The organism is Microbacterium pratiae (genome assembly GCF_047302165.1).
In the GTDB taxonomy this organism is placed as follows: Bacteria; Actinomycetota; Actinomycetes; order Actinomycetales; family Microbacteriaceae; genus Microbacterium.
The window spans coordinates 847744-874711 of the sequence record NZ_CP154843.1 but is presented as its reverse complement, the minus strand read 5'-3'; the positions used below and the strand labels follow the sequence as shown (position 1 = coordinate 874711).

Genomic DNA, 26968 nt, shown 5'->3' with positions numbered 1-26968 from the left:
ACGACGGGCGCGGAGTCAGAGGCGGACGACCTCGACGACCCGCACAACCGCCGTGCCGGCCTCGACGGACTGCTCGAGGTCGACCTCGGCCCGGATGCGCCAGTCGTGGTCGCCGGCGGGGTCGTCGATGATCTGCTCGACGCGCCAGAGGCCGTCGCGGGCCGCGGACTCGTCGATGACGCACAGCGACGGCGACCGCGCGGCGCCGCCGGTGAGCACCTCGTCGTGGTCGTCGTAATACCGGTCGAGGACCTCGGGCCAGTCGATCTCCGGGTCGAGGGCCTCGAGCGCCTCGTCGTCCTGAAGGGCGGCGAGCTGAACGCGGCGGAACAGCTCGTTGCGCACGAGCACCGTGAACGCGCGTCGGTTCGTCAGCACCGACGGCGGGGCGGGCGGCACGACGGGGGCATCGGGGTCGCCGGTCGGGTTCGCGAGCGACTCCCACTCGTCGACGAGGCTCGAGTCGACCTGCCGTACGAGCTCGCCGAGCCACTCGATGAGGTCCATGAGGTCGTCGGTGCGCGCCTCGGCGGGCACCGTCTGCCGGATCGCGCGATACGCGTCGCTCAGGTAGCGCAGCACGAGCCCTTCGCTCCGGCCGAGCTGGTAGAACGAGACGAACTCGCCGAACGACATCGCCCGCTCGAACATGTCGCGCACGACCGACTTCGGAGACAGCTCGAAGTCGCGCACCCACGGCTGACTCGACGCGAAGGTCTCGAAGGCCTGGGCGAGCAGGTCGGCCAAGGGCTTGGGCCAGGTGATCTCCTCGAGCAGCGCCATGCGCTCGTCGTACTCGATGCCGTCGCGCTTCATGGCGCCGACCGCCTCGCCCCGGGCCTTGTACTCCTGCTGCGACAGGATGGCGCGCGGGTCGTCGAGCGTCGCCTCGATCACGCTCACGACGTCCAGGGCGTAGTGCCCGGTGCCCGTCTCGGCGTCGTCCGGCGACAGCAGCTCGATCGCCGCGAGCGCGAAGGGCGACAACGGCTGGTTGAGCGCGAAGTTCGGCTGGAGGTCGACGGTGAGCCTGATCGTCGACTCGCCAGAGACTGCGGATGCCGCACCCCCCGCATCCGCATTCTGTGGCGAGTCGACGGCAAGAGCCGCGGCAGCGGGGCGCACCACCTCGACGATGTCGGCGGCGACCAGCGTGCGGAAGATCGCGAGAGCCCGGCGGGCGAAGGCGTACTGCCGGGCGCGGGGCTCGTGGTTGTCGAAGACGAGCGAGCGGACGTTGCCGAACACGTCGCCGCCGCGACCGATGACGTTGAGCAGCATCGCGGCGGTGAGCTGCAGCTGCGGCGTGAGGGGCTCCGGCTGCGCCTCGACGAGCCGCTCGAACGACCCCTCACCCCAGTTGACGACGCCGGTCGGAGCCTTCTTGCGCACGATCTTCTTGCGCTTGGCGGCGTCGTCGCCGGCTTTCGCGAGCGCGACGGCGTTCTCGATCTCCCACTCGGGCGCCATGACGACGACGTTGCCGTGCGGGTCGAAGCCGGCGCGTCCGGCGCGGCCCGCGACCTGATGAAACTCGCGGGCGCTGAGCTGCCGCATCCGGGTCCCGTCGTACTTCGACAGCGCCGTGATGACGACCGTGCGGATCGGGACGTTGATGCCCACCCCGAGGGTGTCGGTACCGCAGATGACCTTGAGCAGCCCGCGCTGGGCGAGCGTCTCGACGAGCCGCCGGTAGCGCGGCAGCATCCCGGCGTGGTGCACGCCGATGCCTGCCCGCACGAGGCGCGACAGAGTCTTGCCGAAGCCGGTCGTGAACCGGAATCCGCCGATCGCCTCGGCGATGGCATCCCGCTGCTCGCGGGTGGTGATCTTCACGCTCGACAGCGCCTGCGCGCGCTCGAGCGCAGCGGCCTGCGAGAAATGCACGATGTAGACCGGGGTCTCGCGTTCCTCGAGCAGCCGCTCGAGCACGTCGTGCACGGGGCGCCGCTCGTACGAGAAGTGCAGCGGCACGGGACGCTCGACGCCGGTGACGAGGGCCGTCCGCCTGCCCGTGCGGCGCGAGAGGTCGTCGGCGAGGTCGGTGACGTCGCCGAGCGTGGCCGACATCAGCAGGAACTGCGCCCGGGGCAGGGTCAGCAGCGGCACCTGCCAGGCCCAGCCGCGATCGGGGTCGCCGTAGAAGTGGAACTCGTCCATGACGACCTGATCGACGTCGGCGTCGGCTCCCTCGCGCAGCGCCAGGTTCGCGAGGATCTCGGCCGTGCAGCAGATGATCGGCGCCTCGGGGTTGACCGACGAGTCACCCGTCACCATGCCGACCCTCTCGGCTCCGAAGATCTCGACGAGGGCGAAGAACTTCTCGCTCACGAGCGCCTTGATCGGGGCGGTGTAGTACGTCCGTCCGCCGCGGGAGACGGATGCCGCGTGCGCGGCGACCGCGACGAGCGACTTGCCCGTGCCGGTCGGCGTGGCCAGCACCACGTTGGCCCCCGAGACGAGCTCGATGACCGCCTCGTCCTGCGCCGGGTAGAGCGTGAGACCTCGGCCCTCGGCCCAGGTCGTGAAGGCGTCGTAGATCGCGTCGTCGGAGGGATCCGGGCCGATGAGGTCGAGCAACGGCGCGGAGGTCATCCCTCGAGTCTGCCCTACGCCTGCGGAACGGCGGCCGCCGCGTCGACCTGTCGCACCGATGCCCGTACGCGCAGAGGCAGGGGCAGCAGCGCGGGGGCGACCGGCGCGTCGACCGCAGCGGTGTCGCCCTTCGACGCCTCGACGCGGTCGATGAGCAGTTCGACGGCTCGCTTGCCCATCGCCCGGTGGGGCAGGGCGAAGGTCGTCAGCCCCGGCCGCAGCCATTGCGCGAACGAGACATCGTCGAACGACACGACCGAGACGTCATCGGGCACCGCGAGGCCTCGCTCGCCGAGCGCCTGATACGCGCCCATCGCCAAGCGGTCGTTGAAGCAGATCAGCGCCTGCGGCACGGTTCCCCGGTCGAGCAGCTGCGAGGTCAGCCGGAAGCCCTCGGGCGGCAGCCACTGGATGACGGGACTTCCGGAGGCCGGTTCCAGCCCGGCGTCCCGCAGCGCATCGAGGATGCCGCGCAGTCGCTGCTGCGCGCCGAGCGAGAACGGCGGTGCGTCGTCTCCGGTCGGACCGGCGCCGATGAGGTGGATGTCGCGGTGTCCGCGTTCGAGCAGGTGCCCGACGGCCTCGCGCCCGGCGGCGTACTCGTCGGGAAGCACCCGCGGCACATCCGTCGCCCCGTCGACCTCGAGGTTCAGCAGCACGGCGGGGCTGCGCGTCGCCTCGGGCGGCAGCGCCCGGCGGTGCGTGATCATCGACGCCAGGACGAGGCCGTCGACCTGCCGGTCGAACATCGCGTTGAGCAGCTGACGCTCGAGCTGGACGTCACCCCCGGTCTCGCCGACGAAGACCAGGAATCCCCGGGCACGGGCGGCGTCGATGGCGCCCTTGATCATCTCGCCCGCGAGTCTCGACGAGGCGACGGAGTCGGAGATGAAGGCGAGCGTCGACGTGCTCCCCGTGCGCAGTCCGACCGAGACGGCGTTGGGACGGTAGCCGAGCCGCTCGGCGGCGGAGCGCACCCGCTCCTGCAGCGACTGCGAGAGCCGCAGCTCGCTGCCGCGCCCGGCGAGGACGAGGGATGCCGTCGATGCCGCGACCCCGGCCTCGACGGCGACCTGTGCCAGCGTCACGCGTTTGCGGTTCATCCCTCCCCCTTTCGCTCCGGTGCAGCTTCAGTATGCCGCGATTGCGAAGAAGCGCGACAAGCTAGTACGTTTTAGCCCAGGTGCTATTTCGTGTTAGCAGCACCTACTCCTCCACCACCCACAGAAGGTAGACGATGATGTCGACACGAATGCGACGACGTGTTCTCACCACCGCGGCGACCGGCTTCGCCGTCGCGGTCACCCTTTCGGCGTGCGCTCCGCCAAGCGCCGCCCCCGCCGGCGGCGGCGCGGCATCCGGCGGTCCGATCGAGACGACCTGCGGAACGGACGACGTCACCCTCGACGCCTACGTCGAGACGGGCTTCCCGGTCTTCAGCGACCTCGCCACCGAGTTCGAGAAGCAGTTCCCGAACGTCACCGTGAACCTGCGCGAAGACCAGTTCGCCGTGATCACCCAGAACGCGCCCCGCGTGCTGGTCGACTCGCCGCCGGACATCATGCGCCTCCCCACGATCGTCGACCTGGTCGACAGCGACCTCCTCTACGACCTCGATCCCTACGCCGAGGCCTACGGCTGGGACCAGTGGCCGTCGTCGCAGCTCGAGCAGCTGCGGGTCGACGAGAACGGGCAGCGCGGCGATGGCCCGCTGTACGGCATGGGCATCAACTACTCCGTCACCGGCGTGTTCTACAACAAGACCCTGGCCGCGCAGGCGGGCATGACCGAGCCGCCCGCGACCCTCGCCGAGCTCGACGGCTACCTGCAGGCCGCGAAGGATGCCGGGCTCACGCCCGTCGCACAGTTCAACGGCGGCGCGACCGGCGGCCTGGCCTTCCCGCTGCAGGCCCTCATGGCCTCGTACGGCGAGCCCAGCAAGATCAACGACTGGATCTTCCTCAAGGACGACGCCTCGATCGACACCCCCGAGAACCTCGAGGCGGCCGAGCACCTGAAGGGCTGGATCGACGCCGGCTACTTCGCTCCCGACATCAACTCGATGGACTACTCGCAGATGATGAGCCGCTTCATCGGCGGCGAGAGCGTCTTCATCTTCAACGGCGACTGGGAGTCGGGCAACCTCGACGCGCAGATGCCCGACAACGTCGGCTTCTTCCTGATGCCCCCGGTCGAGACCGGCGGCCAGGTCGGCGCGATGTCCGCTCCGACGACGTACGGCGTCTCGGCCTACGCCGACGAGCCCGACTGCGCGGCGTTCTTCTTCAACTGGGTCGCCACCGACGAGACGGCGCGCACCATCGCCGTCGAATCCGGCGGGTCTCACCCCATGGGTCCGGCCGACGCGTTCATGCCCGAGATCGCCGAGGGCAGCGTGACCGCTGAGACCCTCGCCGCGGGCGCCGAACTCTCGGCCAACAACGGCTCGATGGACTTCATCGCCAACGCGACCGGGTCGATCTACGCCAAGACGCTGACCCCGAACCTCCAGGAGCTGTTCGCGGGCAAGCAGACCGCCGACGGCCTGCTGACCAAGGTGCAGTCCGACTACCTCAGCCAGAAGAAGGAGTAGGCCGCTCCGATGACCGTCACCGGACAGCTCGGCGACCGCCGGGCATCCCGGGACTCATCGGCCTCTCGGCCGCGCAGGCGCCGCGTCTCCCCGCGGCGCCTGCGCGAGAGGTCGATCGGTCTCGCCCTGATCGCTCCCGCACTCATCGCCTACGCGATGTTCGTGCTCATCCCGCTCAGCTCGACCGTGCAGTACTCGTTCTACGACTGGGACGGCATCACCACGGCGACGTGGGCGGGCTTCGACAACTACATCCGAATCTTCACCGACTCGGCGCTGCTCGTCCCGATCCTCAACGCGCTGAAGCTCATCCTGTACTTCTCCATCGTGCCGGTGATCCTCGGGCTCGTCTCGGCTGCGCTGATCCGCAAGCTCGGCGGCAGCCGTCTCGCCGGGGTCTCGCGCACCGTGCTGTTCCTCCCGCAGGTGATCCCCCTGGTCGCCGCGGGCATCATGTGGACGTGGCTGCTCGCCGCCGACGGTCTGGTCAACCAGGCGCTGCGCCTGGTGGGACTCGGCGGCGTCACGCGCGCGTGGCTCGGCGACTTCGACACCGCCCTCCCCGCCGTGGGCGTCATCGGAGCCTGGGTCTCGCTCGGCCTCTGCATGCTGCTCATGCTCTCGGGCATGACCAAGATCGACCCGGCGCTCTACGAGGCCGTCCGCATCGACGGCGCCGGCCCGATTTGCGAATTCTTCACGGTGACACTACCCGCGGTGCGCCAGGAGCTCGGCGTCGCGATCCTCATCACGGTGATCAACGCTCTCCGCAGCTTCGACATCATCTACATCTCCACGCAGGGCGGCCCCGGCGGCTCGACCACCGTGCCGGGTCTCGAGATCTACTACCTCGCGTTCTTCCAGCGCGAGGTCGGCCAGGCCTCCGCGCTCGCCGTCGTGCTGACGGTGCTCGTCCTGGTGATCGTCCTGCCCCTGAACCGCATCACGCGCGGAAGCGAGAAAGACGCATGAGAACCTCCGCCGTCGAGGCCTGGACGGGCCGCATCGTCCTGATCGTGGTGATGGCGTTCACGATCATCCCGTTCATCACGCTCTTCGTCACCGCACTCCACGAGCCCGGCACGTACCCGAAGGGCCTGTCGTGGCCCGAGACCCCGCACTGGGACAACTTCGCGCTCGCGTTCCAGTCGGCCGACATGCTCAAGATGCTCGGATCGAGCGCTCTCATCGAGCTCGGCGTCGTGCCGATCTCGCTCGTCATCGCGACGCTCGCCGGTTTCGCCCTCGGGCACCTGCGCGTGCCGTTCGCCCGTGCGATCTTTGTGCTGTTCGTGCTCGGCCTGACGCTGCCCTTCGAGGGCATCATCGTGCCGATCTACTACCAGATGAAGGGATACGGCCTCCTCAACACACAGCTGGCGATCGTCCTGCCGCTGATCGGTCTGTTCATGCCGTTCGCCGTGATGTGGATGCGGGCTCACTTCGTGAACATGCCGCACGAGCTGACCGAGGCCGCGCGCATCGACGGGGCGACGACATGGCAGCTGTTCTGGCGCATCCACGTGCCCCTGTCGGGCCCGGCGATCTCGTCGCTGGCGATCCTGCTGTTCCTGTGGACGTGGAACCAGTTCCTGCTGGCGATCGTCCTCGTCGACGATCCCACCAAGCGGACGATGGCCGGCGCGCTCGGCGCGTTCCAGGGACAGTGGGGCACCGACATCCCGCTGCTGTGCGCGGGGTCGATCCTCATCCTGCTGCCGACGCTCCTGGTGTTCCTGATCTTCCAGCGTCAGTTCGTCGCGGCTCTGCTGCAGGGGGCGGTGAAGGGATGACGGATGTCGCACGCCCTCCCTTCGACGCCGCCGTCGCCCGCGCTCTCGTCGAGTTCGACGACCTCGTCGTCGTGTCGATGACGAGCGACGAGATTCCGCGTGTGCGCGAATCCGGCATCGCGGCTCCGCTCGCCGAACTCACCGCGCACGGCGCCTTCGAGCGCGACGAGCTGCTCATCCCCGGGTGGCGTGAGGACGACCCGCCCGTCGGCGTCGTCGTCTACACGCCCGTCATGGTGCGCCGACCGGTCCCGGTCATCCTGCACCTGCACGGCGGCGGGCTGATCGCGGGCACCGCCGACTCGGACATGCCCGCGACGGCCGAGCTCGCCGAGCGCACCGGGTGCGCGGTCGTCTCGGTCGAGTACCGGCTCGCTCCCGAGCATCCGTATCCCGCAGCTCTGGAAGATGCCTCGGCCGCCCTCCGCTGGCTGGCCGGCCCCGATGCGCCCGACGCCCTCGACGGCGACCGGGTCATCGTCGCGGGAGTCAGTGCCGGGGGCGGCCTCGCCGCGGCCGCGGCCCTGTTCGCCCGCGATCGGGGCGGTCCGCGCATCGCGGGGCTCGTGCTGCTCTGCCCGATGCTCGACCACCGGTCGGACTCGGAGTCGGCGCGGCAGATGGCGGGTCACGGTTCGTGGGACCGCGACGCCAACGCGACCGCGTGGGCCGCCTACCTCGCCGGTGTCGACGGCGAGGTGCCGGCGTATGCGTCACCCGCTGCGGCCGACTCGCTCGCGGGACTTCCTCCTACCTTCATCGACGTCGGCTCGGCGGAGACGTTCCGCGACGAGTGCGTGGCTTTCGCCCGGCGGATGTGGGCCGACGGCGGCGACGCCGAACTGCACGTCTGGCCCGGCGGGGCGCACGCCTTCGACTTCCTCGCACCGTGGACCGTTCTCGCTCGCGATGCGCGGCGCGCCCGTGAAGACTGGCTGCGCCGCCTCCTCCACCGCATCTGACCCCCGGAAGAACTCCCGACCCATGAACCCTGATTCCCCCCAGCTCATCACCTACGTCGACCGTCTCGGCGGCACCGTGACCGGCATCCGCGACCTGCTCGCGACCCGACTCTCCGGTGCCTTCGGCGGCGTGCACCTGCTGCCCTACTTCACCCCGTTCGACGGGGCGGACGCCGGCTTCGACCCGGTCGACCACGCCGCGATCGATCCCCGATTGGGCACATGGGACGACGTCCGCGCGCTGAGCGAGACGCACACGGTCATGAGCGACCTGATCGTCAACCACGTCTCCGCCGACTCCGCCGCGTTCGCCGACGTTCGCCGCCGCGGCGACGCCTCGCCGTTCGCGCCGATGTTCCTCACGCTGGGCTCCGTCTTCCCGGACGGCGTCACCGAGGCCGACCTCACCCGCATCTACCGCCCCCGCCCGGGTCTCCCGTTCACCGCGATGGTGCTCGGCGATCGGCTGCGGCTCGTGTGGACCACGTTCACGTCCGAGCAGATCGACATCGACCTCCGCACCGACGCCGCCTGGGACTACCTGACCGAGGTCATCGACGCCCTCATCGCGGGCGGCACGTCGATGCTGCGGCTCGATGCCGTCGGCTACACGGGCAAGGAGGCCGGCACGAGCTGCTTCATGACGGAGGCGACCGAGCGCTACACGCAGCGCATCCTCGAGCTCGCCCACGACCGGGGCGCCCGGGTACTTCTCGAGATCCACGGCCACCACACGCAGCAGATCGCCATCGCGCAGACGGTGGACTACGTCTACGACTTCGCCCTGCCGCCCCTCGTGCTGCACGCGCTGCACGCGCACGACTCACGGCCGCTCGAGCGCTGGCTCGAGATCCGGCCCGCCAACTCCATCACGGTCCTCGACACCCACGACGGCATCGGGATCATCGACGTCGGCGTCAGCGACCTCGCCCCCGGCGAGCCGGGACTGCTCGAACCCGGGCAGATCGACGCGCTCGTCGAGGCGATCCACGACGCCAGCGGCGGCACCAGCCGGCAGGCCACCGGGGCGGCAGCATCCAACCTCGATCTGTACCAGGTCAACTGCACGTTCTACGACGCCCTCGGACGCGACGACCGGCGGTACGCGCTCGCCCGGCTACTGCAGCTCATGGCCCCGGGCATCCCGCAGGTGTACTACGTCGGGCTCCTCGCCGGCGAGAACGACATGGAGCTGCTGAAGGCCACCGGCGTCGGCCGCGACGTCAACCGGCATCACTACACACCCGACGAGATCGACGCCGCGCTCGCGCGACCGGTCGTCGGGCTGCAACTCGACGCGCTCCGGCTGCGCGCCACCCACCCCGCCTTCACCGGAACGTTCACGCACGACCTGCGAGACACGCACGGTGAGCTGCGGTGGGATGCCGCCGACGCGTCGGTCACGCTCGGCTTCGACCTCGACGACGCGTCGTTCCAGCTGACGGCGACCGACGGCTCGGCGACGAGCACCTGGTCCCACACGCTCCTCGTCGGGAACTGAGCCGAGGCGGGTGGGGCGGGCCACCGCCCCACCCGCAGCATCAGCCGGCCGTGCCGGCATCCTTCGCCGACAGCACCCGGCCGCATGCCTCGTCGATGCGCTCGGCAAACGCCGGGTCGGACTGCGCCTGAGCGAGCACCGCGTCGTACATCGCGGGAAGCACCGTCGGGTCGGCCGACGCCAGCACGATGTCCACCCCGGCCGACAGCGCTTCGACGGCCCGATCACCCGGGGCGACGATCTCTGCTGCGGCCGCCGCCGAGAGGTCGTCGGTGATGACGACGCCGTCGAAACCGACACGGTCGCGCAGCAGATCGAGCACCGCGGACGAGAATGCGGCCGGGTGGTCGGGATCGATGTTCTGATATCGCGCGGTGCCGACCATGACGAGCGAGGCACCGGATGCCGTCAGCTCGCGGTACACGTCGACGTCCGGCGAGTCCGCGGACACCACTGTGTCGAGGACCTCGGCGGTGTAGTCGGTGTTCGCGTCGACTCGACCGAGCCCCGGGAAGTGCTTGAACGTCGGCACGACGCCGGACGCGCGCATCCCGTCGGCGAACGCTTCGGCGCCCGCGGCCACCGTCTGCTCGTCGTAGCCGTACTGCCGGCCGAGCGCCCCGATGGGCGGATTGTCCAAGCGGGTCTCGGCGCTCGTGACGATGTCGGCGACGGGGGCGAGATTGACGTCGATGCCCGCGGCGGCCAGCTGCGCGCCCCAGGCGGTCGCGGCTGAGCGGAGCGCATCGGGGCCGAGGTCGGCCTGCCGGATGGCGTAGGGAATCTCGTCGAACCCGGGGCCGCTCAGCACCTGAACCTCGCCGCCCTCCTGGTCGGTCGCGACCCAAAGCTTCGGCGACCCTTGGGGCGCGAGGTCGCGGAACTGCGCGACGAGGGCCGCCGTGGCCTCGACGCCCGAGCTCGAGCGGCCATGGAGGAACAGCCCGCCCACGCCGCGGTCACGGATCGCGGCTGCGGCATCCGGCGAGACCGTGTCGACCGGCGTCCCGACCATGAGCACCTGGCCGACACAGCCGTCGAGCCCGAGAGCCGCGGCCGGGTCGGGTGAGCCTGTGGGGGTCGGGGTCGCCGGAACCGTCGCGGTCGGGCTCTCGGCGAAGGTCGACGGGTCGGCCGGTCCGGGCTCGGGGGCGCAGCCGACGGCGAGCGCCAGCACCCCGGCCAGTCCGGCGGCGAACGCGGAACGGGCGGCGCGCGAGGAGGAGGAAGTGCGGGTCACTTCTCCATGGTCACCCGGTCAGCAGCAGCGCGCACCCGGGTTGCGGTCCTGGTCGTCCATGCGCTGGCGCCAGAACTGCCGCTCGGTGAGGGGCGGGGTGTCCGGGTGCGTCCGGCGCTGGTGGGCGAGGTACGTCGCGTACGCGTTGTCACCCATGAGCGATGTGACGTACCAGTGCACCGCGCGGGCGGCACGGAGGACGGCCCGACCGGTGCGCGCGCACAACTCCTTCGATCCGGTGCGCTGCGGCGCGGAAACCGCGGTTCCCGCGCCGAGGGGCGCCGATTCTGAGGAGTTGTGCGCGAGCACCATCGGTCAGTGCCCCCGGCGGGCGGTCTCGGCCCGCTCCTCGGCGAGCAGCGGCTCCCACTCCTTCTCGAGCTCGCGCTCGGGGGACGTGGGGATGAAGCCGGCGGGCGCGAAGCGGCGAGAAGGCACCGCGGGGTCCTCGGTCTCGTCTCCCCCGCCCCGCACGATCGCCCGGACGGCGACGACGACGGCCGAGACGATGACGATGATCGCGAGGACGACGAAGATGATCGACAGCGTGCCCTGCACCCCCGTGTTGCGGATGACCGCTTCGACGGTCGCGACCGGGCCGAGGCTCTCGTCGCCCGAGGCGAGCGCGTCGCGGTAGCGGAAGTGGTTCGCCCAGTAGCCGATCGCGGGCACCGGCGAGAAGATCTTGTACGCCGAGGCGGTGATCGTCACGACGGCCGTGAAGGCGAGCGGCACCGCGATGATCCAGATCCACTTCACGTACGACCGGCCGCGCTTGGCGACGATCGCGAGCACGACGGCGAGCGCGATCGCGGCCAGCAGCTGGTTGGCGATGCCGAACAGCGGGAAGAACGTGTTGATGCCGCCGAGCGGGTCGGTGACGCCGAGGATCAGGATGGCACCCCAGCCGGCGACCATGATCGCGGTCGTGATCCAGACACCCGGGCGCCACGACACGTCGCGGAACTTCGGGATCCAGGCGCCGATCGAGTCCTGCAGCATGAAGCGGGCGACGCGGGTTCCGGCATCCACCGCCGTCAGGATGAACAGCGCCTCGAACATGATCGCGAAGTGGTACCAGAACGACATCATCGCCTGGCCGCCGAGGACCTGCTGCATGATGTGCGCGAGCCCGAGGGCGAGGGTCGGCGCCCCGCCGGTGCGCGAGACGATCGATTCCTCGCCGACGTCGGCGGCGGTGGAGATGAGAAGGTCGGGCGTGATCTCCACCCCGGCGAGGCCGAGCGAGTTGACGAACGCGACCGCTCCCTCGACGGTGCCGCCGGTCGCGGCCGACGGAGCGTTCATGGCGAAGTAGATGCCCTGGTCGATCGAGATCGCGGCGACGAGAGCCATGATCGCGACGAACGACTCCATGAGCATGCCGCCGTATCCGATGAAGCGCGTCTGGCGCTCCTTCTCGACGAGCTTCGGTGTCGTCCCCGAGGCGATGAGCGCGTGGAAGCCCGACAGCGCGCCGCAGGCGATCGTGACGAACAGGAACGGGAAGAGGGGACCGGCGAACACCGGACCGAGTCCGTTCTCACCGAAGATCGTGACCGCGGGCACCGAGATCTCGGGGCGGACGAGCACGATCGCGCCGGCGAGCATGACGATGACGCCGATCTTCATGAACGTCGAGAGGTAGTCGCGGGGAGCGAGCAGCAGCCACACCGGCAGCACCGCCGCGATGAAGCCGTACACGATGATGCCCCACGCGATGACGGTGCGGTCGAGGTGGAAGATCTCCTGGCCCCAGGCCGTGTCGGCCACCCAGCCGCCGGCGATGATCGCACCCATCAGCAGCACGAATCCGATGATCGACACCTCGGTGACCTTGCCGGGCCGGAGGTAGCGCAGGTAGACGCCCATGAAGAGGGCGATGGGGATCGTCATCGAGACCGAGAAGACGCCCCATGGGCTCTCGCCGAGCGCGTTGACGACGACGAGCGCGAGGATCGCGACGATGATGAGCATGATGAGCAGGGATGCCACGATGGCGGCGGTCCCGCCGATGCGCCCCAGCTCTTGGCGGGCCATCTGGCCGATCGTCCGTCCACCGCGGCGCATCGAGAAGAAGAGCACGGTGTAGTCCTGCACGGCGCCTGCGACGACGACGCCGACGATGATCCAGATCGTGCCCGGCAGGAAGCCCATCTGCGCCGCGAGCACGGGACCGACGAGCGGACCGGCGCCGGCGATCGCGGCGAAGTGGTGACCGTAGAGCACACGGCGGTCGGTGGGGACGTAGTCCTTGCCGTCCTGCTTGACCTCGGCGGGCGTGGCCCGTCGGTCGTCGGGTCGCAGCAGGTAGCGCTCGATGACCTTCGAGTAGAACCGGTAGCCGATCAGGTACGTGCAGACGGCGGCGAAGACGAACCAGATCGCATTGACCGTCTCGCCGCGAACCACGGCGAGCATGACCCACGCGAGCCCGCCGAGCAGGGCGATCGCGATCCAGATGATTACCTTCAGCGGCGTCCAGCGGGCGGCGGCACGGTGCTGCTCGTCGGAGACGGCGACCGGCGGCAGTTTCGGATCGGTGACGATGTCGGACGAGGATCGAGGCATCGGTTCTCCTGGGGGAAGGCGCTTCATTGCGTTTTCCCAGCTTAGGCGGACGCTCCGCGGCACGACCGGTATTTGGTCGTAATGGTCTCGACCGGCCTTACCGTGGAGGGGATCGAGAGGAGATCACCATGACCGACGAGACCCCCACCGTGATCCGCAACGACGAGCACGACCGCTACGACCTCCACGTCGGCGACGTGGTCGCGGGCTTCGCCGCCTTCCGGCGCGACGACGAGGGACGCCTGGTGTTCGATCACACCGAGGTCGACAAGGCCTTCGGGGGACGCGGTCTCGGCAAGGCGCTGGCCGCCGATGCCCTCGCCGACGTCGCGCGCCGCGGCGAGACCGTCGTTCCCGAGTGCCCGTTCATCGTGAAGTTCCTGCGCGAGAACGAGGTTCCCGGCCTGCAGGTCGACTGGCGCGACGAGGATGCCGCCGACGCCGCTGCCCCGGCGGAACCGTCGGCGTGACCCGCTTCGACGCCGAGACGGCGCCCGTCGACGAAGACCCGGGGGAAGGCTCCCCCGGCCGGCGACGGGTGCTGCTCGAGGGGCGCGAGGTTCCGCTCGGCGGCGTGCGCGCGATGTCGGTGCACCGCTTCCTGCCACAGCGCGATCTGCCGCTCGTCGGCGCGTGGTGCTTCCTCGACCGGTTCGGCCCGCAGCGCACGCGGATGCGCGTCGAGCCGCATCCGCACATCGGACTGCAGACCGTCACCTGGCCGCTCGCCGGCGAGGTGCACCACCGCGACACGCTCGGCAGCGATGTCGTCATCGAGCGCGGTGCGCTGAACATCATGACCAGCGGTGCCGGCATCGCCCACTCCGAGTATTCGGTCGGCGATGAGCCGATCCCGCTCGACGCCCTGCAGCTGTGGGTGGCCCTCCCCGAGGAGCGCCGCCACGGCGCCCCCGACTTCGAGCGTCACGTCGACCTGCCCGAGCTCGACCTCGGTGGCGGGGCCACGGCGACCGTCGTCGTCGGCGAACTCGCCGGAAGCGTCTCGCCCGCGACGATGCACACGCCGATCGTCGGCGCCGAGCTGCGGCTGCCCGCCGGGGCGGTCGTCGACCTACCCCTCGAGACCGCGTGGGAGTACGCCGTCGTGCCGGTCTTCGGGTCGGTCCGGGTCGACGGCACGGATGCCGCGGCCGAGGCCGAGGCCGACGCGGATGCTGGGGCGCAGGATGCCGTCGCACCCGGCGCCCTGCTCTACCTCGGTGACGGTCGTCGTGGCATCCGCCTGACCGCCGGCGAGGAGGAGGCGACGGTGTTCCTCCTGGGCGGCGAGCCGTTCGGCGATGAGATCGTCATGTGGTGGAACTTCGTCGGCCGCAGCCACGACGAGATCGAGGTCGCGCGCGAGGAGTGGGAAGCGGCATCCGATCGATTCGGTCACGTCGCCGGCCACGGCGACGAGCGCATCCCCGCGCCGCCGCTCCCGCACGTGCGGCTGACGCCCCGCCGCCGGCGGCTTTGACCCATCCGCTGATGGAGGCGTGGCCCGGTTCGAGCCACGCCCCCGACCCGACGCGGCCCGTCAGACGCGTTCGGTGTGCAGGAGCGTCTGCAGGATCGACCTCGCCCTCGCGTGTCGGCTGCGCACCGTGGCGGCGTTCATTCCCAGGTGCCGCGCGGCCTCCACCAGCGTGAATCCATCCCAGTAGACGAGGCGGATGATCTCCTGATCGACCACCTGGAGCTTGGTGACCGCGGCGCGCACATCGGCGGCATGATCCTGCTCCTCGACCGGCGCCAACTCTGCGAGGTGTCGTGCGAGCTTGTTCGTGAGCGCATGCCGACGTGCATGCGACCGCCAGCCTTGGGAAAGAACGCGGCGAGCGATACCGAACATCCACATCCGCGCCTCGACGGCATCGGAAGGAACCGACCGCGCCTTGCGCCACACGACGACGAGGGTTTCACCCAGGAGGTCTGCGGCATCTTCGCGATCGGGCACACGCCGGACGAAGTAGTCCAGGAGTGCACCGGCGTGATCCTTCACGAGCCGGGCGACGCGCTCGTCGTTGGTCACGGCGGGCTCAGGTGCCCCCGTCAATGCAGCTGTCCCGTGCAGTCGGTGTCGGTGCCGACACCACCGTCGCCGGGCAGGATGTGAACGTCGGCCCCGGCGAAGATCACATCCTGCGCCGCCCCGAAGAACGGCGCGAAGTCACCGGCCGCGTCGCGCTTGAGGGCCTCCTCGTAGATCCGCTGTCCCACACCCTCCCAGTTCTGAGACGCGATGTGCTCGACGGCGTTCGCGTTGGTCTCGACGTGGTCGAGTTCGCCGTTGAAGAGCTCGATCGAGCAAGAGATCTCACGACCGGTGTCGGTAACGTATGAGACGGGGATCTCGAAGTCTGGGATCATTCGCGGGTCGGTGCCGGCTGTAGACGCGAGCGCGATTCCCGGCAAGGCGAGCACCGGCACAGCGACCCACGACAGCCGGCGCACACGCCGCCGGCGCGCCGCATGAACGCGCGCTGCGATCCCGACGCGATCTACTTCCGCTGCGACCATCCCGTCCGTTGATACGCGGCGCGGGGCACTTGCCCGCAACAGGTCATCAATCGATGTGTCCATGAAGTCCTCCTCGGTGCTCACCACGTACATGGCCGGACCTCGGTCGAACGTTGCACTGGAGCGAGAAGTCATGAAAGACCCGCGTGGTCAGCCTCGCTCATCACCCCGTCCGCGGAACATCGCGATAGGCGCGACCTGAGACCATCCGAGGCTCTCGTAGAGCTTGCGGCCGTCGGCGCTCGCCACGAGGATTCCCGTCGTCGCACGCTGCTCGGCGGCCCAAGCGGCGAGGCCGGTCATGATCAGGCGCCCGAGCCCTCGGCGTTGGAATGCCGACATCGTCCTGATGCGATCGAACACCGCGTCGCCCGCAGCCACGGCGACCTGCCCGTGAGCGGCCAGCTCGCCGTCCATGTGGATCCGTGCGTAAGCCACCCGCCCGTCCTGCTCGATTTCGACCTCGGCCGGCACGATGCCCGGCCGGATCGGCGCGCTCATCATGCACTCGCTCGTGTTCGCGGGATCGAGAACAGCGACAGCGTCACGCATCGACGCGTCGAGTTCACCGATGAGAGTCAGCCGCACATCGGGCGCGCTCGTCACTGCGACCAAACGGTCGATTTCTGTCAGCGACGCCGTCGACGCGATGCGTTCCTGGGAACGGTCGTCTGCCCCGACCTCCACGAGCCAGCTGTCGCCGTCGCGGCATCGTTGCATCTGCCGCGAATTGCACCACCCCGTGACCCATCGGTCTACCCAGGCACTCGTCATGATCGTCCTCACTGGCCGCCGTACCCGACGGCCACTCCCCGTCGAGGCACTGACACGAATCCGCCTCTCGTCGCAGGCTACCGACCTCGATGCTTCACCCCGTGCTCACTCCTCGGGGCAACCGACGGACGGCGGCGAGGACCTCCTGCTCCTCGTCCGTCGTCAGCCCGGAGCGCCGGGGCCGGTCGATGCCGCGCGAGATCTCGTTTGTGAGCACACGGGTCAGGGTGTCAGCGAGCGGTCGCGACCGACCTCCGGTGGCAATGAAGGCGCTTCCAGCTCGCTGAGCGAAGCCCACGGCCTCGATCGGCAGCCACGACGGGAGAGACCGGGGGCCGGCCCAATAGTGCACGTCGAGAGCGAGGAGCTCTTCGTCGTCAACCGTGATGAGTTCGCCGTCGAACCCGGCGACCGACCGCGCGGCACGAAAGAAGTCATGCATCGTGTGGGCCTCACCGACGGCGTTGACGACGCCGGTGATCCCGGCCGCACCCGCGCTGACGATCCAGCCCGCGAGGTCCTCGACGTCGATGAACTGCACGAATCGCTGGCTCATCGTTGGAGCGAGTACGTTGCCACCGCTGTGCAGCCGAGCCGGCCAGTAGCCGAGGCGGTCGCTCGGATCACCCGGACCCGCGATCAAACCGGGCCGGGCGATGAGCAGGCGGTCACCGAGCGCTGCCGCGGAGGCCCGTTCGGCGGCCACTTTCGCGTCGGGATACTCGGCGAGGTTCTGCGGTTCGACCAGCTGCGCCGTTTCGTCGGCGCCCGGCGTGCTGTTGTCCGCGTACACCGACACGGTCGAGACGAGAGTCCAGTGCGCCGCTCGGGCGGCGAGCGCCTTCAGAGCGGACCCGACGAGCTGCGGCTCGGAGGCGAGCTCGACAACGTCATCCCATTCACCCCCGAGACCCTCGTAAGCCCCGGCGAGCGATCGGTCGGCACGCACGAGCTGCACACCATCCGGCGCCGATCCCGACTCGCCGCGCGCCAGGCAGACCACCTCGACTCCGCTGTCGCGCGCCTGTCGCGCGATCTCGCGCCCCAGCCATCCGGTTCCGCCCAGCACCAGAGTCCGTCTCATGCCCGCCAGTCAACAGGCACCGGCCGGCGCGAAGGGGTCACCTTCGCTGTGGGCGCAAACTGCGCCCGGGTGCCCGCGGGCGAAGCGCGGTTGTTGAATGGTCGGATGAGCGCTCTCACCGATTACATCGAGGCCTGGAAGACGAACGAGACGGAGCGGATCGTCGAGACCGTCACCGAGGATGTCGTGATCACCGAGAGCTTCGGACCGGTGTACTACGGCCGTGAACGCGTGCGGGAGTGGTGCGAGAAGTGGAACGACGAGGGGTCGCGCGTCCTGGACTGGACGATCACGAACGAGTCCCAGACGGGCGATCTGCTCGTGGCCGAGTGGCGGTTCGAGTACCACCAGGGCGGTGAGGACCGGACGCTTCTGGGGGCGACGATCGCTACTCAGCGCGACGGCAAGATCGCCGAGCTTCGCGAGTACGCCGTCACCGACGATCTCTACACCTGGGAAGGCGAGTGGAAGTGAGGCGACGCCCTCGCGGCAGGTGTCCGGGCGCTACATCATCCGCGAGGCGGATGCGTCTCATCCAACCGAGCGACGACGCAGACGGCTGGTGTTCGTAGCGTCGTTGGCATGACGAAGCACCGCCTCCCCCGCGACATCCCACCCGGCGCCGCCGCCCTCGGCATGGCAGCCATCCTGCTGACGTTGTCGGGCTGTGCAGCCGTCGACAATGTGGCCTACGGCCGGGCCGAGACCACCTACGACACCGCGAAGGAACTCGTGCAGGCGCGCGGCGAGGCTCCTGCGTGGCTGCCCGCCGATGCACGCGAGCTCACGCGCGTCGTCTCGACCCGAGCTGACGCCGAATCGATCGTCTTCTCGAGCGACACGGGCCTCGCCGCAGACTGCGCTGAGGTCGAGCGGCTCTCGGCACCCACCATGGAGATCACGTCGGGCCCCGATGTCTATGCGATCGACCGTGTCGCCGTCTGCGGCGAGTGGGCGGTGGCGGAGAACGACGGCACCTACTACGCCTGGACCCCGGCGACGGAGGCCGATCAGGACTGAGCCGGTGGCGGCGCTCGTGCTCAGCGCCGCGTGAGGTTGCCGTCGGCCCACTCGCCGAGCTGGCTGAGGATCGGCACCAGGCGCGACCCGGCATCCGTCAGCGCGTAGGTGACCGCGACGGGCGGCCCCGCCTCGACCCGTCGGACGACCAGCCCGACGTCGGAGAGCTCGGTGAGTCGGTCGGAGAGAACCGCATCGCTGATACCGGCGACGGCCCGACGCAGACCGACGAACGAGAGCTCGCCCTGTCCGAGCACGTCGACGATCATGCCGTTCCACCGCTTGCCGAGAACCGAGAACGCGTGCGACACCGCGGCGTCGCACTGTCGCGCATCGTGGGGCTCGGTCATGCCTCCATCGTACGTGTGCTAGCGTTCCCGAAGCCGCTTTGTTTTTCATAGTCCCTCTGATCGGAGAAGCGCATGACCCTCTTCCGCCTGGATGCCAGCATCCTCCCCGCCACCTCGGCCAGCCGCGCGCTGGGCGATCTCGTCGAGGCCGAGTGGCTCGCCGCCCACCCCGCGAGCGACGTCGTCCGGCGTGACATCGCCGCCGACCCGGTGCCGGCGACCGCGTGGCGGGATGCCGTCACCGCCGGCTTCACGCCCGCCGAGCAGCAGACCGATGGTCAGCGCGACGCGATCGCCTTGCGCGAGCAGCTGGCCGACGAGCTCGTCGCCGCCGACGCCCTGCTCTTCACCGTGCCGCTCTACAACTACGGCGTATCGCAGCACGTGAAGACCTGGTTCGACCTCGCTTACACCGATCCGCGCATCGACCCGCAGGGCACGGCGCTGCGCGGCAAGCCGGCGACTCTGGTCACGGTCCTCGGCGGCAACTACGAGCCCGGCAGCCCGAAGGAGGGCTGGGACCACTCGACCGGTTGGCTTCGGCGGGTCTTCGAAGACGTGTGGGGCCTCGACCTCACGGTGGTCCACCGCCCCTTCACGCTCGTCGGCGTGAACCCGGCGCTCGACGCCTTCACCGAGGCGGCGGCCGAGCTGCGGGCCAACGCCGAACGCGACGCCGTCACCGCCGGCCGCACGCTCGCGGCATCTCGCACCGCCTGAACCATGACGACGGGGCGCCCGGACCGAAGTCCGAGCGCCCCGCGCATCCGCGCCGCAGCGCGTCAGCCGATCATCACCACAGCACGAGGAAGCCGCTGAGCCCCAGCGATCCCTCGACCGTGTCACTGCCGCTGTACGTGGCGACGATGACCTTCAGGCCGCGCGACTGCCGGGGCAGCTCGACACGGGCCGTGCCGTCGACGACATCCGCGCTGTATCGAGTCGAGTTCACCCAGATGTCGACCGTGCCCGTCGCGGGGGCGCCCCCGGTCGGGGTGACCTTCACCGACACGACGTAGGGCTGCGAAGCCGTTCCGACGTAACGGTTGAGCGACACGGTCGTCGCCGAGGTGAACTTCACGAACACCTCGTTCGACACCGCGGTGCCGGCCTGCGGGTTTCCCTCCGCCGTCGCCGTGACCTGCACCGACAGAGCGGTGCCGACGTCGGCGCGCGTCACCTTGTACGACGCCGAGGTGGCACCCTCGATGGGCTCACCGCCGCGCAGCCACTGGTACGCGACGCTCACCTCCGCGGGATCCCACTCGCCGGCCGTCGCCTTCAGCGTGCCGCCGACCTTGGCCGAGCCGGTGACCTCGGGCGCCACGACGGCGACCGGGGCTCCCTGGCCCGACTCGACCTCGACGATCGTCCGGATGGACGAGTCGCCGTAGCGGACCACGCCGAGGTACGACGTCTCGGGCTCGAGACCGGCCCACGACAGGGTGTAGGTCGCCTTCTCGCCCTGCACCGTCGGCAGCGGGTCGGGGCTGGCGGTGAACTCGCCGCCCGATGCCCCGGCGGCGACGACCGCGGTGGTGAGGTCGTAGGTGAACGGCTCGCTGAACGAGTACCGGTTGACCACGACCAGGTAGGTGCCCGCGGTGGGCGTGGTGAGCGAGACGGCCTCGTTGGCGGATGCCGTCGCCGACGACCACTGCTCGTAGTAGCGCAGGTCGTCGGGGCTGACCACGCGGTACACGGTCATGTCGAGGTCGGTGGTCTCGGTCGCCTCGGTCTCGACGGCGAAGCGCGCGTACTCCGTGCCCTCCGGGACGTCGACGATCTCGTACGTGTTGAACCCCGCCGCACCCTCGTCGTAGAACGAGTCCTGGTCACCGGAGTGTCCGGGCACCTCGGGGAAGTCCGGGTTCACGCGCAGTTCCTGCGCGACGAGCCCCGAAAGACCGAGGTCGATCTCACCCGTCAGCGACGGTGCGACCGTGACGTCGACGGAACCGGTCGTCCCGGTGCCCGACACGGACTCGGGAGCATCGACCGGCACGGGGAACACCGCGATCGGCGAGCGGACCTCGTTCGCGCCACCCGTCCAGGTGAGGAAGCCGGTGGCCCACTCGCCCATCGGGGCGTCGACGCGCGACAGCGTGATCTCGACCGTGGCCGAATCACCCGCCCCGAGCGTGACCGACGACGGGGAGACCTGCACGTCGACACCGGGAACGGATGCCTGCGCCTCGTAGGTCCCGGCCTCGGTGGCCGTGATCGTGCGGGTCACCGTCTGCGGCGCCCCGAGAGCCCCGACCCCGATGCTCGGGAGGTTGAGGTCGCTCGGATCGATCGGGTCGACCCCGAAGTCGCGCAGCCCGAGGCCCTGCAGGTAGGCGGCCCAATCGGCCGGACCATTCAGGTAGAGCAGTCCGGGCTCGAAGTACTTCGTCGGGTCGGTCTGACCGGCACCCTGCGTGAACGGGTCGGTGACGGTGCCGCCGGCGGCATCCACGGTGTCGTACGCGGTGGTCATCATCGCGGACTTCACCTCGGCGGGAGTCGCCAGAGGGTGCTCGCCGAAGTAGAGCGCAGCGAGGCCCGCGACGTGGGGCGACGACATCGAGGTGCCCGAGAGGATGCCGAACGTCGGGTCCTCATCGATGCCGTTCTCGGTGGCCGCGAGGATCGCGACGCCGGGAGCGGTGATGTCGGGCTTGATCACGTCACTGCCGTCGGCGAGCATCGGTCCACGGCTGGAGAAGCCCGCCACCTGCGGGACCGGAGTCTCGGTGCCGGTGACGTTCTCGCCGATGAGCGTGACGACGCGGTCGGTGCCGCCCTGCACGTACTCGAGCACAGCCGGACGGGCGGTGTCGGCGACGTGCACGGTGGGGACCGAGTGGAAGTCGTTGTCGAGCGAGGCGGGCGTGACGTTCGTCAGGATCATGCCGATGCCGCCGGCCTCCTCGACCGCTTGCGACTTCTCGATGCGCGCGTTCGATCCGCGGTCGCAGACGACGATCTTGCCGGTGACCTTCGCCGGATCGAGCGATCCGAGCAGGCAGAGCTCGGGCGTCGCGGCACCGGCCAGGCCGGCATCGCCCGCGAAGACCGAGGGGCCGGAGATCGTCTCACCGAAGCCGACCGAGACGGAGGCTCCCGCGAACTGGGCTGCGGAGGTGTCGCCCTCCTCGCCGAGGCGGACGGTGCCCTCCCACGTGGGGATGGTGGACGCCGCCACCGTCGCGTACCACGGCGACGCGTGGTCGGCCGTGACCGGGTCGGGGCCGGAGTTGCCGGCGCTCGTCGCGACGAAGACGCCCGCCGCGGCCGCGTTGAAGAACGAGATGTCTTCGGGCGCGAGCACGGTCGTGGCCGAGCCGCCGCCGATCGAGTAGTTGATGACGTCCACGCCGTCGGCGACGGCCTGGTCGATCGCTGCCAGCAGGTCGCTGAGGGCGCAGATGTCGTCGGTCGTGACGAGCGGGTCGGGCCCAACGTAGCAGGCCTTGTACGAGGCGACCTTGGCCGCCGGCGCGACGCCCGAGATCGACCCGAAGTCGATTCCCTCGACATTCGCCTCGACGCCGTTGTTGCCCGCGGCGGTGCTCGCCGTGTGCGAACCGTGTCCGTCGCCGTCACGCGGCGAGAGGTGGTCGTCGGCGAACGAGAACCCATTGGCCGCGGCACCGTCGCCGAAGTAGTGCGCTGCGATGAGCTTGGTGTTCAGGAGCGACGGGTCCCAGGCATCCTTCGTTCCCGCACCCTGGTCGACGACCGTGCTGCGGAACTCGCCGCCGTCTGCCTTGGTGAACACGACGTCGTCGCCGTCGCGGTAGGGCTGGTCGCCCGCCGAGGTCCCGAGCGCGTCGCCGGCGAACGCCGGGTTCTCCGGCGCGATGCCCGTGTCGACGACGCCCACGACGACGCCTTCGCCGGCAGCGTCGATGCCGCCGACCCTCTCCCAGACGCCGCCGGCGCCTTCGAGACCGAGGAACTCGGTCGACGGGACGGCGTCGACATGACGGATCTCGTCGGGGAAGACGCCGAGGACGCCCTTCTTCGCGGCGAGCTTGCCCGCCTGGTCGGCGGTCAGCTGAGCCGCGAACCCGTTGAGGGTGGTCTGGTAGGTCGCGTCGGGCGTCGCGCCGACCTCGCTCGCGACCTCTTCTTGACGCTGTTCGAGGAAGCCGGAGTAGTCGGTGACGGCACGCGACTGAGCGTCGAGTCGTTCGCCCTCGTCGGGCTTGGTCGGCGCGAGGCCGGCCTCGCCGCCCTCATAGGTCGCGACGGGTGCCTCGTCGAGCAGGACGATGTAGCGCCCGCTCTCGCTCTCGATCGGAACCGGGATGTTCACCCCCTCTCCCGTTGCAGCAAAGGATGCCGTTGCGGCAGAGCTCGTGAACAGTGCAGCCAGGGATACAGCCGCGACTGTTCGCAGGGTGGTGCGAACCATGTGCGCTCCAGTGGGGGGATGGATGAGCAGTCCGCACGGCGTCGTCGGCGCGCGGTGAAGTCAACCTAGCTCACAGTTCGGGCACAAGGAACCCTCGGCTTTCATTCAGGTCACGGAGATCGCGCCGGGCGCGGCGTATTTCTCACGGCCGGGGGCAGAGCCGCCCCGCGCGCGTCCCATAGGCTGGGCGGGTGGCCCCGGCATCCCGTCTCTCCACGCGCGTTCTGCTCGTCTGCGCTGCCATCGGGGTCGCCACGGGTCTGCTCGGCGGCATCGAGGGATGGCTCGCCATCCCCGTCATCACGGGCCTTCCGATCCTCTACGGCTTCCTCCTCGGCATCCACGTGCTGCCCGGGATCGTCGCGCAGGAGACCCTGCGCCTGCCGTGGGTCGCGCTCATCACGCACCTGATCGCGGCGCTCGCGTCGTCGGCCGTCGCGCCGCCGTACACGTTCCAGTTCCTCGGAACCGCCCTGCTGTTCGGCGGCCTGCAGGAAGGGGTCGCCGCCCTCGTCCGCTACCGCTCGTGGGCGCCCTGGCGGTTCTTCGTCTCGGGCCTGGTCATCGGGGTCGTCGTCGCTCTCGCGGTGTTCTTCGCGGCCCATCTCAGCGCCCTCCCGCTCTGGGCTCAGGTGACGTATCTCGCTCTCGCCGTGCTCGGCCCCGTGATCTGGACGGCGATCGGGCTATGGATCGGCGTCGGCCTCCGGCGTGCCGGCGTCGCCCGCCGCTGACCCACCCACCGCACCTTTCGGCACGAAGTTAGGGTCGGCTAAGCTAAGCGCATCCGATCCGATCCGAGGACGCCCGTGACATCCGCCGCATCCGGTGCCGCCACGGCGGGGACGCCGGTCGCCGCGACCGCATCCACGCCGCTGCTCGCCGTCCGCGATCTCGCCGTGACTTACGAGGGATCGGATGCGGCCGCGACCCGAGGCGCCTCGTTCTCGGTCACCCCCGGCGAGGTCGTGCTGCTCCTCGGACCGAGCGGCTCCGGCAAGTCGACGGTCGCGCTGACGCTCAACGGTCTGATCCCGCAGTCGATCCCCGCGGCGACCGAGGGAACGGTCCTCGTCTCGGGGGAGGATGCCGCGACCACCCCGCTCCCCCGGCTCAGCACGCGCATCGGCATGGTCTTCCAGGATCCCGACGCGCAGCTGGTCACCGGCACCCTGCTCGACGAGGTCGCCTTCGGCCCCGAGAACCTGCGGCTGCCCGTAGACGAGGTCCTCGCCCGGAGCGAGCGCGCGCTGCGCCGGATGGGGCTCTGGGAGCGGCGGCACGAGAACCCCGACCGCCTCTCCGGAGGCGGACGCCAGCGCCTCGCGATCGCGTGCGCGCTCGCGATGGACTCGCCCCTGCTCGTGCTCGACGAGCCCACGGCGAACCTCGACCCCGAGGGCATCGAGGACGTCTATGCCGCCCTGGGCGAGATCGCCGCCGTCGGCGACCGGGCGATCCTGCTGGTCGAGCACAACCTCGACGCGGCGATCGGCTTCACCGACCGTGTCGTCGTGCTCGACCATGGCGGTCGCACGATCGCCGACGGTCCGATCGACGCGGTGCTGCGCGAACGGGCGGCCGAGCTGCACGAGATCGGCGTATGGCTGCCGGTGTCGACCATCGCGGCCCTCCATCTGCGCGATGCGGGCTATCCGCTCGATCCGCTCCCCCTGACGCCGGACGAGCTGCGCGCGGGGCTCGAGGCCGCGGCATCCGGTGGCGAGAATCGGAGGATCGCGGCATCGTCGGAGGCGACCTCCGATTCGGTCCGAGTTTCGCGCGATTCTCCGGCGCACGCGCACGCGCACGCGCCGGCGCCGGCGCCGGCGGTCTCGGTGCGCGGCCTGACCCTTCGGCGTGGCCGGGCGACGGTGCTCGACGACGTCGACCTGGAGGTCGCACCCGGTGAGTTCGTCGCCGTCGTCGGCGCCAACGGGGCGGGAAAGACGAGTCTCGTCCAGGCGATCGCCGGCGTCGTCCGGGGTCCGCGCGGGCGCATCGACATCGGCGGCCTCGACCCGAGCCGCGCGGACCCCCGGGCGATCGCCGCACGCGTCGGGTTCGTCTTCCAGAACCCCGAGCACCAGTTCGTCGCCCACACGGTCTTCGACGAGCTCGCCCACGGGCTGCGCCGCCAGCGGGTTCCCGACGACGAGATCCGAGAGCGCGTCGATCGGATGCTGCGCCGATTCGGCCTCGAGGCGCACGCCGAGCGGCATCCGTTCCTGCTGTCCGGCGGCCAGAAGCGCCGCCTGTCGGTCGGCACGGCACTCATCGCCGGCGCCCCCGTGCTCGCCCTCGACGAACCGACGTTCGGCCAGGACCGCGCCCGCGCCGACGAGCTGCTGCACGTGCTGCGCGACCTCAACCGCGACGGCACGACGATCATCGTCGTCACCCACGACATGCAGCTGGTGAGCGAGTACGCCGAGCGCTGCGTCGTCGTCGGCGCCGGCCGTATCGTGGCGAATGGCTCGACCGCCGAGATCCTCGGCGACGACGAGCTGCTGCGCTCCGCCGCCCTTCGGATGCCCCCGCTGCGTCGAGCGCTGCACGGGCTCGAGGCATTCCCGGAACTGTCGGGCATCGCGCGCCTGCGCGACCTCCCGCGAGACCCGCGAGAGACGCGATGAGCGCGACGACCGACACCGCGCTCGATCCCTACGCGGCAGCGCCGGCATCGCGTCGGCTGCTGTTCGGGCTCAATCCGCTGGCGAAGCTCGCGGCGCCCGTCCCCGCGATGGTCGCACTCATCTTCACGCGCGATCTCGTCACGCCTCTCGCGATCCTCGCGCTCGCTTACGCGGTGCTGATCGTCGGCGCGCGCTGGACGCTGCGCACAGCCGCGCTGCTCGCGGTCGCCCTCCCCCTCGGCATCCTGCTCGTCGGGGCCGGGATGTCGCTGTGGGTCGACGCCGCGCGGGTGGCGGACACACCGGTGCTCCTGCGGCTGGGCGGCTGGAGCCTGCACGCGGGAGCGTTGCAGATCGGGATGGCGACCGGGTTGCGACTGGGAGCGATCGCCGCGCTGGCCTTCATCGCGGGCCTCACCACGACCGGGCCGGATCTCGTCCGCGCCACCGTCCAGCAGCTGCGGGTGCCGTATCGCGTCGGCTACACGGCGCTCGCGGCGTTCCGGTTCGTGCCGCGGTTCGGCTACGAGCTCGAGCTCATCCGGCAGGCCCACCGCGTGCGCGGCGCCCATGGCGGTCGAGGCCCGTTCGCGGCGGTCGCCCGATGGGGCGGGTATGTCGTCCCGCTGCTGGCCGGAGCCATCCGGCACGCCGAGCGGGTCGCCCTCGCGATGGACTCGCGCGCCTTCGGCGCCCACCGCGACCGCACCGAGCGGCACCTCGTGCCCTTCCGACCTCGTGATGTCGTCTTTGTCGCAGGTTTCTGGCTCGTCTCGGCGGCGATCCTCATCGCCCTCTTCCCCTGGACCGCATGATGCCGGCCACACCCCGTCGACTCGCCACGTATCGCGGATGCGGGAGCGCCGGCATCCGCATTTGTCGGCGAGTCGACGGGCTGCGGCGGGCCCGGAAAGGATGCTG

The 26968-nt window shown here is 70.2% G+C and carries 24 protein-coding genes; 13 read left to right on the top strand and 11 right to left on the bottom strand.

Annotated elements, in window-relative coordinates:
* Positions 1-15 precede the first annotated feature (15 nt).
* Together AA0Y20_RS04130 and AA0Y20_RS04125 are read right to left on the bottom strand one after the other, a co-directional pair.
* Positions 16-2595 carry a DEAD/DEAH box helicase gene (locus AA0Y20_RS04130; protein WP_412937641.1) on the bottom strand — a complete coding sequence of 860 codons (2580 nt, stop codon included), beginning with the start codon at positions 2593-2595 and terminating at the stop codon, positions 16-18.
* 14 nt (positions 2596-2609) lie between these two features.
* Positions 2610-3698: a LacI family DNA-binding transcriptional regulator gene (locus AA0Y20_RS04125; RefSeq protein WP_412937640.1), complete on the bottom strand. Its 1089-nt coding sequence runs from the start codon at positions 3696-3698 to the stop codon at positions 2610-2612.
* 134 nt (positions 3699-3832) lie between these two features.
* Between AA0Y20_RS04125 and AA0Y20_RS04120 the strand changes: the two genes are divergently transcribed.
* Genes AA0Y20_RS04120 through gtfA form a run of 5 tightly spaced genes read left to right on the top strand, consistent with a single transcriptional unit; the run spans position 3833 to position 9444 of the window.
* On the top strand, positions 3833-5188 hold the full coding sequence (locus AA0Y20_RS04120; protein ID WP_412937639.1) for an ABC transporter substrate-binding protein: 1356 nt from the start codon (positions 3833-3835) through the stop codon (positions 5186-5188).
* Positions 5189-5197: 9 nt separating this feature from the next.
* Positions 5198-6160 carry a carbohydrate ABC transporter permease gene (locus tag AA0Y20_RS04115; protein ID WP_412937638.1) on the top strand — a complete coding sequence of 321 codons (963 nt, stop codon included), beginning with the start codon at positions 5198-5200 and terminating at the stop codon, positions 6158-6160.
* The gene (locus AA0Y20_RS04110) at positions 6157-6981 is read left to right on the top strand and encodes a carbohydrate ABC transporter permease (protein WP_064955134.1); all 825 of its coding nucleotides are present in this window, start codon (positions 6157-6159) and stop codon (positions 6979-6981) included. The genes AA0Y20_RS04115 and AA0Y20_RS04110 overlap by 4 nt, the downstream gene beginning before the upstream one ends.
* Positions 6978-7943: an alpha/beta hydrolase gene (locus AA0Y20_RS04105; RefSeq protein ID WP_412937637.1), complete on the top strand. Its 966-nt coding sequence runs from the start codon at positions 6978-6980 to the stop codon at positions 7941-7943. The genes AA0Y20_RS04110 and AA0Y20_RS04105 overlap by 4 nt, the downstream gene beginning before the upstream one ends.
* Positions 7944-7965: 22 nt before the next feature.
* The gene (gtfA, locus tag AA0Y20_RS04100) at positions 7966-9444 is read left to right on the top strand and encodes a sucrose phosphorylase (protein WP_412937636.1); all 1479 of its coding nucleotides are present in this window, start codon (positions 7966-7968) and stop codon (positions 9442-9444) included.
* Between the two features lie 40 nt (positions 9445-9484).
* Here the strand turns inward: gtfA and AA0Y20_RS04095 are convergent, their stop codons facing one another.
* The 3 genes from AA0Y20_RS04095 to AA0Y20_RS04085 are packed head-to-tail and all read right to left on the bottom strand — an operon-like array spanning position 9485 to position 13255.
* Positions 9485-10684, bottom strand: a complete 1200-nt coding sequence (locus tag AA0Y20_RS04095) for a glycoside hydrolase family 3 N-terminal domain-containing protein (protein ID WP_412937635.1) — start codon at positions 10682-10684, stop codon at positions 9485-9487.
* An 18-nt stretch (positions 10685-10702) separates the two neighbouring features.
* A complete protein-coding gene (locus AA0Y20_RS04090) occupies positions 10703-10996 on the bottom strand; it encodes a YbdD/YjiX family protein (protein WP_412937634.1) in 294 nt (97 codons plus the stop codon).
* A 3-nt stretch (positions 10997-10999) separates the two neighbouring features.
* Entirely contained in the window at positions 11000-13255 is a 2256-nt protein-coding gene (locus AA0Y20_RS04085) for a carbon starvation CstA family protein (protein WP_412937632.1), read from the bottom strand.
* 128 nt (positions 13256-13383) lie between these two features.
* On the opposite strand from AA0Y20_RS04085, the gene AA0Y20_RS04080 reads away from it, so the two are divergent.
* Together AA0Y20_RS04080 and AA0Y20_RS04075 are read left to right on the top strand one after the other, a co-directional pair.
* On the top strand, positions 13384-13725 hold the full coding sequence (locus tag AA0Y20_RS04080) for a GNAT family N-acetyltransferase (protein ID WP_412937631.1): 342 nt from the start codon (positions 13384-13386) through the stop codon (positions 13723-13725).
* Positions 13722-14735: a pirin family protein gene (locus AA0Y20_RS04075; RefSeq protein WP_412937630.1), complete on the top strand. Its 1014-nt coding sequence runs from the start codon at positions 13722-13724 to the stop codon at positions 14733-14735. The genes AA0Y20_RS04080 and AA0Y20_RS04075 overlap by 4 nt, the downstream gene beginning before the upstream one ends.
* Positions 14736-14795: 60 nt before the next feature.
* Here AA0Y20_RS04075 and AA0Y20_RS04070 read toward each other — a convergent pair whose 3' ends face one another.
* The 4 genes from AA0Y20_RS04070 to AA0Y20_RS04055 form a co-directional block, all read right to left on the bottom strand.
* On the bottom strand, positions 14796-15290 hold the full coding sequence (locus AA0Y20_RS04070; protein WP_412937629.1) for an RNA polymerase sigma factor: 495 nt from the start codon (positions 15288-15290) through the stop codon (positions 14796-14798).
* A 20-nt stretch (positions 15291-15310) separates the two neighbouring features.
* Positions 15311-15913 carry a hypothetical protein gene (locus AA0Y20_RS04065; protein ID WP_412937628.1) on the bottom strand — a complete coding sequence of 201 codons (603 nt, stop codon included), beginning with the start codon at positions 15911-15913 and terminating at the stop codon, positions 15311-15313.
* A 15-nt stretch (positions 15914-15928) separates the two neighbouring features.
* Positions 15929-16552 (bottom strand): GNAT family N-acetyltransferase, encoded by a 624-nt coding sequence (locus AA0Y20_RS04060; RefSeq protein WP_412937627.1) that lies wholly within the window; start codon positions 16550-16552, stop codon positions 15929-15931.
* A gap of 94 nt (positions 16553-16646) precedes the next feature.
* Positions 16647-17636, bottom strand: a complete 990-nt coding sequence (locus tag AA0Y20_RS04055) for an NAD-dependent epimerase/dehydratase family protein (RefSeq protein WP_412937626.1) — start codon at positions 17634-17636, stop codon at positions 16647-16649.
* A gap of 105 nt (positions 17637-17741) precedes the next feature.
* On the opposite strand from AA0Y20_RS04055, the gene AA0Y20_RS04050 reads away from it, so the two are divergent.
* Positions 17742-18110 carry a nuclear transport factor 2 family protein gene (locus tag AA0Y20_RS04050; RefSeq protein ID WP_412937625.1) on the top strand — a complete coding sequence of 123 codons (369 nt, stop codon included), beginning with the start codon at positions 17742-17744 and terminating at the stop codon, positions 18108-18110.
* A gap of 108 nt (positions 18111-18218) precedes the next feature.
* On the top strand, positions 18219-18656 hold the full coding sequence (locus AA0Y20_RS04045) for a hypothetical protein (protein ID WP_412937624.1): 438 nt from the start codon (positions 18219-18221) through the stop codon (positions 18654-18656).
* Positions 18657-18676: 20 nt separating this feature from the next.
* Here AA0Y20_RS04045 and AA0Y20_RS04040 read toward each other — a convergent pair whose 3' ends face one another.
* On the bottom strand, positions 18677-19006 hold the full coding sequence (locus AA0Y20_RS04040) for a winged helix-turn-helix transcriptional regulator (RefSeq protein ID WP_114588955.1): 330 nt from the start codon (positions 19004-19006) through the stop codon (positions 18677-18679).
* Between the two features lie 72 nt (positions 19007-19078).
* On the opposite strand from AA0Y20_RS04040, the gene AA0Y20_RS04035 reads away from it, so the two are divergent.
* Positions 19079-19726 (top strand): FMN-dependent NADH-azoreductase, encoded by a 648-nt coding sequence (locus AA0Y20_RS04035; RefSeq protein WP_412937623.1) that lies wholly within the window; start codon positions 19079-19081, stop codon positions 19724-19726.
* Between the two features lie 73 nt (positions 19727-19799).
* On the opposite strand, the gene AA0Y20_RS04030 is transcribed toward AA0Y20_RS04035, so the two are convergent.
* Entirely contained in the window at positions 19800-23411 is a 3612-nt protein-coding gene (locus AA0Y20_RS04030; protein ID WP_412937622.1) for a S8 family serine peptidase, read from the bottom strand.
* A 191-nt stretch (positions 23412-23602) separates the two neighbouring features.
* Between AA0Y20_RS04030 and AA0Y20_RS04025 the strand changes: the two genes are divergently transcribed.
* The 3 genes from AA0Y20_RS04025 (at position 23603) to AA0Y20_RS04015 (ending at position 26862) form a co-directional block, all read left to right on the top strand.
* Positions 23603-24145, top strand: a complete 543-nt coding sequence (locus AA0Y20_RS04025; RefSeq protein WP_412937621.1) for an ECF transporter S component — start codon at positions 23603-23605, stop codon at positions 24143-24145.
* Between the two features lie 75 nt (positions 24146-24220).
* Entirely contained in the window at positions 24221-26047 is a 1827-nt protein-coding gene (locus AA0Y20_RS04020; RefSeq protein WP_412937620.1) for an ABC transporter ATP-binding protein, read from the top strand.
* Positions 26044-26862 (top strand): energy-coupling factor transporter transmembrane component T, encoded by an 819-nt coding sequence (locus tag AA0Y20_RS04015; protein WP_412937619.1) that lies wholly within the window; start codon positions 26044-26046, stop codon positions 26860-26862. Before AA0Y20_RS04020 ends, AA0Y20_RS04015 begins: the two co-directional genes overlap by 4 nt.
* Positions 26863-26968: the final 106 nt, after the last annotated feature.

What these genes read in the sequence shown, in the direction of transcription:
- AA0Y20_RS04090 (WP_412937634.1), bottom strand. Translation starts at nt 10,996, where the DNA reads ATGGTGCTCGCGCACAACTCCTCAGAATCGGCGCCCCTCGGCGCGGGA.
- gtfA (WP_412937636.1), top strand. Translation starts at nt 7,966, where the DNA reads ATGAACCCTGATTCCCCCCAGCTCATCACCTACGTCGACCGTCTCGGC.
- AA0Y20_RS04085 (WP_412937632.1), bottom strand. Translation starts at nt 13,255, where the DNA reads ATGCCTCGATCCTCGTCCGACATCGTCACCGATCCGAAACTGCCGCCG.
- AA0Y20_RS04030 (WP_412937622.1), bottom strand. Translation starts at nt 23,411, where the DNA reads ATGGTTCGCACCACCCTGCGAACAGTCGCGGCTGTATCCCTGGCTGCA.
- AA0Y20_RS04130 (WP_412937641.1), bottom strand. Translation starts at nt 2,595, where the DNA reads ATGACCTCCGCGCCGTTGCTCGACCTCATCGGCCCGGATCCCTCCGAC.
- AA0Y20_RS04080 (WP_412937631.1), top strand. Translation starts at nt 13,384, where the DNA reads ATGACCGACGAGACCCCCACCGTGATCCGCAACGACGAGCACGACCGC.
- AA0Y20_RS04060 (WP_412937627.1), bottom strand. Translation starts at nt 16,552, where the DNA reads ATGACGAGTGCCTGGGTAGACCGATGGGTCACGGGGTGGTGCAATTCG.
- AA0Y20_RS04015 (WP_412937619.1), top strand. Translation starts at nt 26,044, where the DNA reads ATGAGCGCGACGACCGACACCGCGCTCGATCCCTACGCGGCAGCGCCG.
- AA0Y20_RS04120 (WP_412937639.1), top strand. Translation starts at nt 3,833, where the DNA reads ATGATGTCGACACGAATGCGACGACGTGTTCTCACCACCGCGGCGACC.
- AA0Y20_RS04035 (WP_412937623.1), top strand. Translation starts at nt 19,079, where the DNA reads ATGACCCTCTTCCGCCTGGATGCCAGCATCCTCCCCGCCACCTCGGCC.
- AA0Y20_RS04050 (WP_412937625.1), top strand. Translation starts at nt 17,742, where the DNA reads ATGAGCGCTCTCACCGATTACATCGAGGCCTGGAAGACGAACGAGACG.
- AA0Y20_RS04110 (WP_064955134.1), top strand. Translation starts at nt 6,157, where the DNA reads ATGAGAACCTCCGCCGTCGAGGCCTGGACGGGCCGCATCGTCCTGATC.
- AA0Y20_RS04040 (WP_114588955.1), bottom strand. Translation starts at nt 19,006, where the DNA reads ATGACCGAGCCCCACGATGCGCGACAGTGCGACGCCGCGGTGTCGCAC.
- AA0Y20_RS04055 (WP_412937626.1), bottom strand. Translation starts at nt 17,636, where the DNA reads ATGAGACGGACTCTGGTGCTGGGCGGAACCGGATGGCTGGGGCGCGAG.
- AA0Y20_RS04045 (WP_412937624.1), top strand. Translation starts at nt 18,219, where the DNA reads ATGACGAAGCACCGCCTCCCCCGCGACATCCCACCCGGCGCCGCCGCC.
- AA0Y20_RS04125 (WP_412937640.1), bottom strand. Translation starts at nt 3,698, where the DNA reads ATGAACCGCAAACGCGTGACGCTGGCACAGGTCGCCGTCGAGGCCGGG.
- AA0Y20_RS04115 (WP_412937638.1), top strand. Translation starts at nt 5,198, where the DNA reads ATGACCGTCACCGGACAGCTCGGCGACCGCCGGGCATCCCGGGACTCA.
- AA0Y20_RS04105 (WP_412937637.1), top strand. Translation starts at nt 6,978, where the DNA reads ATGACGGATGTCGCACGCCCTCCCTTCGACGCCGCCGTCGCCCGCGCT.
- AA0Y20_RS04065 (WP_412937628.1), bottom strand. Translation starts at nt 15,913, where the DNA reads ATGACTTCTCGCTCCAGTGCAACGTTCGACCGAGGTCCGGCCATGTAC.